The sequence below is a fragment of the Paenibacillus sp. PL91 genome, from assembly GCF_012935325.2.
Taxonomy (GTDB): domain Bacteria; phylum Bacillota; class Bacilli; order Paenibacillales; family Paenibacillaceae; genus Pristimantibacillus.
Genome location: NZ_JABBYG020000032.1, coordinates 38,295 through 44,856 on the forward strand (window position 1 = coordinate 38,295; position 6,562 = coordinate 44,856).

The window sequence follows — 6,562 nt, forward strand, 5'->3', positions numbered from 1 at the left end:
GTTTGTGTGTGTATGTATGTTATTTTCCAATGTCTTCATCGTAAAGGAAAAAGACGCTGAACGCAACGTTTCCTCCGCTGCTCAGCGCCTTACGATTACTTAATGGGTATGCTTATTGGCTTCAATACATAGCCGATAAACTGCTCGATGTCAAAAGTTAGCGGCTGCTTGAAGTCCGCTTTCGGAATCCGAAAGACGTGGGTGACTTTATCCTCATCAGAGTTCCATTCCACTCCCCGGCTATCCGAGATCGGATACGTGGCACCAGAAGCATCCTTAAAAATGCCCTCATGCGCAAATAGATTATAGCTAGCCTTCTTGTCGATCTCATTTAGTCCCAGCAAATCAAGCTTGATTTCATAGCCTTCCGCTTTTTCCTCCTTGCTGACTAACTGTAGCCTGTTATCAGGCGACGATATCGTCTCCATCTTATCCGTATCAATCGTTAAGCTTAAATTATGTTCCGATAAGAACACTCCTTCAGCCACTAAAGTCAGCTTTTTCGGCCGCTCGAAATAGCTGCTCTTGAAATGACGCGTTAATGAGGAGTTGAGTTCGCCATAACCCGAATCCGTTTCATAGCGTCTGCCTTTCTCATCAACTAGAGCTACATTGATAAAGTCATTGGCGCGCAAATTATTGTTCGGATCAGCCTCGAAGGATAGTGAAATTTGAAGAGGTGTTATGATCGCATCCTTCACTGTGAATCGTTGTCCGCCAACCTCAAATGGCTGCTCGATAGAGATGTCCTCCCGCATCCCTGCGAACCGTTCATGCTCAATCGGAAACTCAACCCTCAGCCACTGATCACCCAACAATAAGCTGAATTGCAGGCTCTCAGGCATTGGAACATTATCTCCCAATAAAACATCCAAATAATCATGTACTGGTACGCTATCGCCCTCGGCATCATCACTTGGAAAATGCGATGAACCTATAGAAGCCATCAAATCGGCGCAATCGCTCGTTTTTAATTCGAAATCTAGAAAACCTGTATTGTTGTTTATGCCAGGCCCTTCAGCCGTATACAAAATGACTAATCGTTGGTCGTCAGCCAAAATATCTTCTACCGTGAATTTGTAGCCATTTTTCTCGTCAGAGAGATTTACGGGCTGAAAAAACTTATTTTCAACAGCCGACAGCAACGACTTGTCGCCTTGAATGAAATCGACATATCCGGTAAACCCCGGTATATCCTTCAACATACCTGCAAAAGCAGGAGATACGCGCACGAACGCGGTGAGCAGCAAAAATATACTTAATGCGGAAACGATCATAGTCAGACTCATTCTCTTCCTTTTTCCGCGTACCACTCGTTTTCGCCCCTGCTCAAGCCCTCTTCGAATCGCATCATCAAGCAGCTGATCAGGTAGCTTCTCAAGCTCCATCTCTACATGTTCCTTGTCACTCCGCAGCCTTTGACTGGCTATCTCGTAGTCCGGTTCCTTTTCCGCGTTCATCCCATATCTCCTCCTTCATTTCTGTCATATCTGCCCTTAAGCATTTTAAGCCTTTGTTCAGCCAAGTTCGGATCGTCCCATCCGGCTTCTCCAGCAGCTCAGCTATTTCCGTAATCGTCATGTCCCGATAATACTTTAATGTGATGACCATCCGATAGTTAGCTGGAAGCAGCTTCACCCGTGCAGCCATATCCAGCCGTGCCGCCGCATCCACATCGTCTGCTTTCATTCCGTTGCCATACTGCTGTGCTATAGCCTCAGTCGGACGCTCCCGCGTCTGTTTCTTCCGAGCATCCATACATACACGTATTAAAGTTCGAATTGACCATGTCGTAAAAAATCGCGGTTCTCTTACATCTCGCCGTTTCGTCCACATCCGACATACCGTCTCTTGGAGCGCTTCCAGCGCATCCGTTTCATTCCGCATATAGGAATAGGCAATGCCATACATTTGGTGCTTATCCAGCTCAACGCGCTGCAAAAAAGCTTCCTCATCGCCTTTAATGGCCGCCTTAGCCAGCTCCTCTTTATTCATACTCCTACCCCCTGTGACGAGCCTGCACTTTCTTCTTCAGCTTTCCTTTCTCTATTAGACGGACGTGGCGTACAAACGGTTTTCGTTAATACACAAAAAAAAGGAACGATCGGATAATCCGATCGTTCCTCTTTCATTCTATTTATTAAGCTTCGAAAATGTTAAGTTCAGTTGCTTTATCGAACAAATGTACTTTGTTCATGTCAAGCGCAAGCTTAACGCTTGTGCCATCACGTAGACCGGAGCGGCCATCAACACGAGCGATAACTGTGTCAGTGCCGATACCGTTCAGGTATAGATACATTTCGTGACCAAGGTTCTCAGCAACCTCAACATTCGCGTTCACGATTGTTTGTGGGGAAGCTTCCAAGAATACTGGCTCTTCGTGAAGATCCTCTGGACGAATGCCTAGAATCACTTCTTTGCCGATATAACCTTTCGTGCGAAGCACTGCTGCTTTGCCTTCTGGAACAACAACATCAACGCCGCTAGCTTTGAAGCGAAGCGCGCCGCCTTGCTCTGCAAGGGAACCGCTGATAAAGTTCATCGAAGGAGCGCCGATAAAGCCAGCTACGAAGATATTAACAGGGTGGTTGTACAGCTCTTCAGGAGAAGCTGTTTGCTGAATGAAACCGTCTTTCATAACAACGATACGGTCACCCATTGTCATTGCTTCGATTTGGTCATGCGTTACGTAGATTGTAGTTGTTTCAAGACGTTTAGTAAGCTTGCTGATTTCCGCGCGCATTTGTCCACGAAGTTTCGCGTCCAAGTTGGAAAGCGGCTCATCCATCAAGAATACTTGCGGCTCACGAACGATTGCGCGTCCTAGAGCGACACGTTGACGTTGACCACCGGAAAGTGCTTTTGGTTTACGGTCAAGCAAATGCTCGATATCTAGAATTTTAGCAGCTTCACGAACACGTTTGTCGATGTCTGCTTTTTTGAATTTACGAAGTTTAAGGCCGAAAGCCATGTTTTGGTAAACGTTCATGTGCGGGTACAACGCGTAGGATTGGAATACCATCGCGATGTCGCGGTCTTTAGGAGCTACGTCGTTCACAAGGCGGTCGCCGATGAACAATTTGCCTTCGGAAATTTCTTCAAGGCCTGCAATCATACGAAGAGTTGTCGATTTACCGCAACCAGATGGTCCGACCAATACGAGAAACTCTTTGTCTTTAATATCTAAGTTAACGTCAGTAACCGATGCTTTGTCAGTACCCGGGTATTTTTTGTAAATGCCTTCTAAACGTACGCCTGCCATGATAATTTTCCCCCTAAAAAGAAATTTCGATATGCCTATATCTTATCCCACTAGGGAAGCTGTGACTATGCACATACTTTACAAAAAAACTAATTTCTTTTCGTAACTTTGTACAATAGCAATATAATTTTGACTAATACGGCATCCCGGAATTGGCGAACATCCAGCCCAGTCTCCTGTTTAAGCTTGTCCAAACGATATAATAGCGTATTGCGATGAATGTATAATTTCTTTGCTGTTTCACTTACATTACAATCCAGCATAAAAAAAGTGTCTAGCGTACTCAGCATTTCCGACTCTACGAACAAATCGGCTCTTTTTAACGATTGCTCCAAATATTTAGAACGCTGCACCTCGGGTATTGCGTTTAGTAGACGCTCCAGCTGAAGCATCCATGGCAAATGAATACTCGTTCCGACATGAAACTTGCGGCCGAGATTAACCGTTTCCCTTAGCAGCATGGTCGTCTCGACCATCCCCTTAGCCGGTGATGTGGGATGAGCGACAGCCAGATGGCATTCCCCGATCCACTCACTGGCAAGCATTTCGTGGAGCCCGAGCCCAATCGAAGCTAAGCTGTCCTCCAGCGTCTCTTCCTCCTGCTCGTCGAAAGCATCCGAATCCTCGTCCTTCAATAACGACATCGAACCCCATATGAGCCACTCCTGGCCTTTAAGCGGAATAAGAAGTACATCGTCAGACATAAATGAACGAAGCAGCTTCTCCAGCTCGGTATACGTGGCTTGCTTCGTGCCTGACTGTTCAGTGACGAGCAAGAATGGAATCATTTCATTGAACAAACGGCTGCCAACGGTCAAATGATCCGGTAATGAAAAGGCAGGCTCATTCGACTCCAGCTGCTTCTGTATCCAATCGCCTAGCTTAAGTGCTTGTCTCTCTGTTTCAGAAAGCGACGCTGTCTTTTTCTCGGCCAAAGCTCCGCTATTAAGCTGGAGCGTCCAGCTGATCAATTCTTTTTCGGTTGCTTGCAGCGACTGGCTCTCGATTTCTAATAGTTCAATCTCATATTCAGTAGAAGAGATGACGATCCATGTTTTCCCATTGCTTTCAACGCGCTGTCCTTCATTGGATGAAGAAAGCGCTTCATCGCCTAGCCATACCACGGAAGCATTGCTTACTAAATCGCTCCACTCTGCTATCGATTTCGAAACAGCATGTACCGGACAATTCAAAATGTGCTGCAGAGGCTTTAACCAATCTGTCGTGCTCATTTCTCTATCTCCAATCTCCACAAGCGTTAGCGGCTGAGTGCATCCTCTTACAGGACACGCAATTACGTTTAGCAGCTCCATAAAAGCAGGGATAATGTTTAAAAAGCTTATTCCTACTTCTATGTAGAATAACGCTTTTTTTCGTCATTGTACCATAAGAGCCAGCCTAATTCAGCCTAATGCGAGTAAAAGAATGATTGACAGCAGCGCAAACAGCGTCGCAATCAAGTAAAGAAATGATACCGTTTGTACCTGACTTAGCCCCCATTTCATTAAAATATGATGCGTGTGCAGCTTGTCTGCCCGGTGCAAACCCTTGCCGCTTATGAGCCTGCGCAGCATCACATAAGTGGTATCGAATATGGGCAATCCAAGCGCCAGCATCGGAACTAGCAGCGTGATAAACGTCGCTCTCTTAAACGTTCCATCAACTGCAATGACTGCTAACGTATAGCCCAGAAAAGTCGCCCCGGCATCGCCCATAAAGATACGTGCGGGATAAAAATTGTGCACTAAAAACCCGAAGCATGCACCTGCAACAATAACCGCTAGAATAGCTGTGTTTGGCTGCCCTGTTATGAGAGCCACGGTTAATAGCGTAAGTGCAGACAACGTGCAGACACCGGACGCGAGTCCATCAACACCGTCTATAAAATTGATCATATTGATCAAGCCAAAAACCCACAGCGTCGTTGTCAGCCATGAGAACCAATCAGGAAACGAAATAAACAGATCTGTAAACGGATTAGCGATACCCGCAATCTCGATATGGAATAAGGTCGGGATTGAGGCTGCCCCCATATAGAGTATCACTCGCGGCCATACGGGAAAGTCCCGCCCCTTCGCCTTTGCGCCATCATCAAGAAGCCCAACGATAACAAGTACTGTACCCCCTGTAACGATCGTCCAAGTGAGCGGTGTAAAGCCAATAAAAGTAAACATCGCAATGATGCAGCTGGCAAAAATAGCCGCTCCTCCCATCAGAGGAATCGGCTTATTATGTATCTTCCTTTGAGTGGGTTGATCCACAAAACCATGGCGCAGTGCAAGCTTCCGAAGCGGTGGTACGCTTGCAAATACAATCGCAAAGCTAATCAATGCCGCTAAACCGTATATCATTGCAACTACCCCTTTTTTTATTTATTACCGTATGTATACATTGTTCCCTTATATCGATAAAATACAAGAAACAATTCATACCTGTTTGACCGTAATGGATCATTCATGGTACGATTTATTCAAAGTACACTTATCGGATTAATGATATATTAATCTGCCACTATTTGATTGCGAAAGAGGAGTGCTGCACATGCCTAATATCGTTATTATTTCCGGTAGTCCGAATGCTTCGTCACGCTTGAATGGGATCACGCAGTACGTTGAACAGCAATTAATCGAGAATAAGCTTTCGGTCAATCTTATTACGGTCGTGTCATTGCCGGCCGAAGATCTTATTCATGCGCGTTTTGGCAGCCCAGCTATAATTGAGGCTAATAAATTAGTCGAGGAGGCTGATGCAGTCATCATCGCAAGCCCTGTCTATAAGGCTTCCTATACGGGCGTATTGAAAACATACCTGGATCTGCTTCCACAAAAGGGTCTTGACGGGAAAATTATTGCTCCTTTATTTATTGGCGGAACCATTGCTCATCTTCTCTCCATTGACTACTCCCTTAAGCCGGTATTAGCCTCGATGGGCGCTAAGTTATACGTTAGCGGCGTTTACGCAATTGACTCGCAAATTAACCGTACCCAAGAACCTAATGAAGCTCCTGTATTTGAGTTAAATGAAGAGCTGACTCTGCGTTTAACGGAAACGGTAAATGAGTTGGTTCGCGAGCTTTCTCTTCGAAGCAAATAACGATTATTAAACAAATAAAGGTGTACGCTGGAAGCAACGGATTGCTTTCAAGCGTACACCCTTCCTATTAGTATAGAAAAATCAAAAAAACCGAAGATCCTAAGATCCCCGGTTACGAGTTAAATGTTAGAAAAAATGGTGAGTCATGTAGGATTCGAACCTACGACACCCTGATTAAAAGTCAGGTGCTCTACCAACTGAGCTAAT

Annotated in this window: 6 protein-coding genes; 1 reads left to right on the plus strand and 5 read right to left on the minus strand. The window is 45.4% G+C overall.

What is annotated here, in order from left to right; genetic code table 11:
• Positions 1–95: 95 nt before the first annotated feature.
• From HI950_RS33750 to HI950_RS33770, 5 genes are all read right to left on the minus strand, one after another.
• The gene (locus HI950_RS33750; protein WP_169091137.1) at positions 96–1,460 is read right to left on the minus strand and encodes a DUF4179 domain-containing protein; all 1,365 of its coding nucleotides are present in this window, start codon (positions 1,458–1,460) and stop codon (positions 96–98) included.
• Positions 1,405–1,995: an RNA polymerase sigma factor gene (locus HI950_RS33755; RefSeq protein ID WP_169091139.1), complete on the minus strand. Its 591-nt coding sequence runs from the start codon at positions 1,993–1,995 to the stop codon at positions 1,405–1,407. The genes HI950_RS33750 and HI950_RS33755 overlap by 56 nt, the downstream gene beginning before the upstream one ends.
• A gap of 145 nt (positions 1,996–2,140) precedes the next feature.
• The gene (locus tag HI950_RS33760; RefSeq protein ID WP_169091141.1) at positions 2,141–3,262 is read right to left on the minus strand and encodes an ABC transporter ATP-binding protein; all 1,122 of its coding nucleotides are present in this window, start codon (positions 3,260–3,262) and stop codon (positions 2,141–2,143) included.
• A gap of 89 nt (positions 3,263–3,351) precedes the next feature.
• Positions 3,352–4,494, minus strand: a complete 1,143-nt coding sequence (locus HI950_RS33765) for a PucR family transcriptional regulator (protein WP_169091143.1) — start codon at positions 4,492–4,494, stop codon at positions 3,352–3,354.
• A 171-nt stretch (positions 4,495–4,665) separates the two neighbouring features.
• Entirely contained in the window at positions 4,666–5,613 is a 948-nt protein-coding gene (locus tag HI950_RS33770) for a glycosyltransferase family 4 protein (protein WP_169091145.1), read from the minus strand.
• Positions 5,614–5,803: 190 nt separating this feature from the next.
• Between HI950_RS33770 and ssuE the strand changes: the two genes are divergently transcribed.
• Complete coding sequence (gene ssuE, locus HI950_RS33775) at positions 5,804–6,355, plus strand: NADPH-dependent FMN reductase (protein ID WP_169091147.1); 552 nt, start codon at positions 5,804–5,806, stop codon at positions 6,353–6,355.
• The last annotated feature ends 207 nt before the right edge of the window (positions 6,356–6,562 follow it).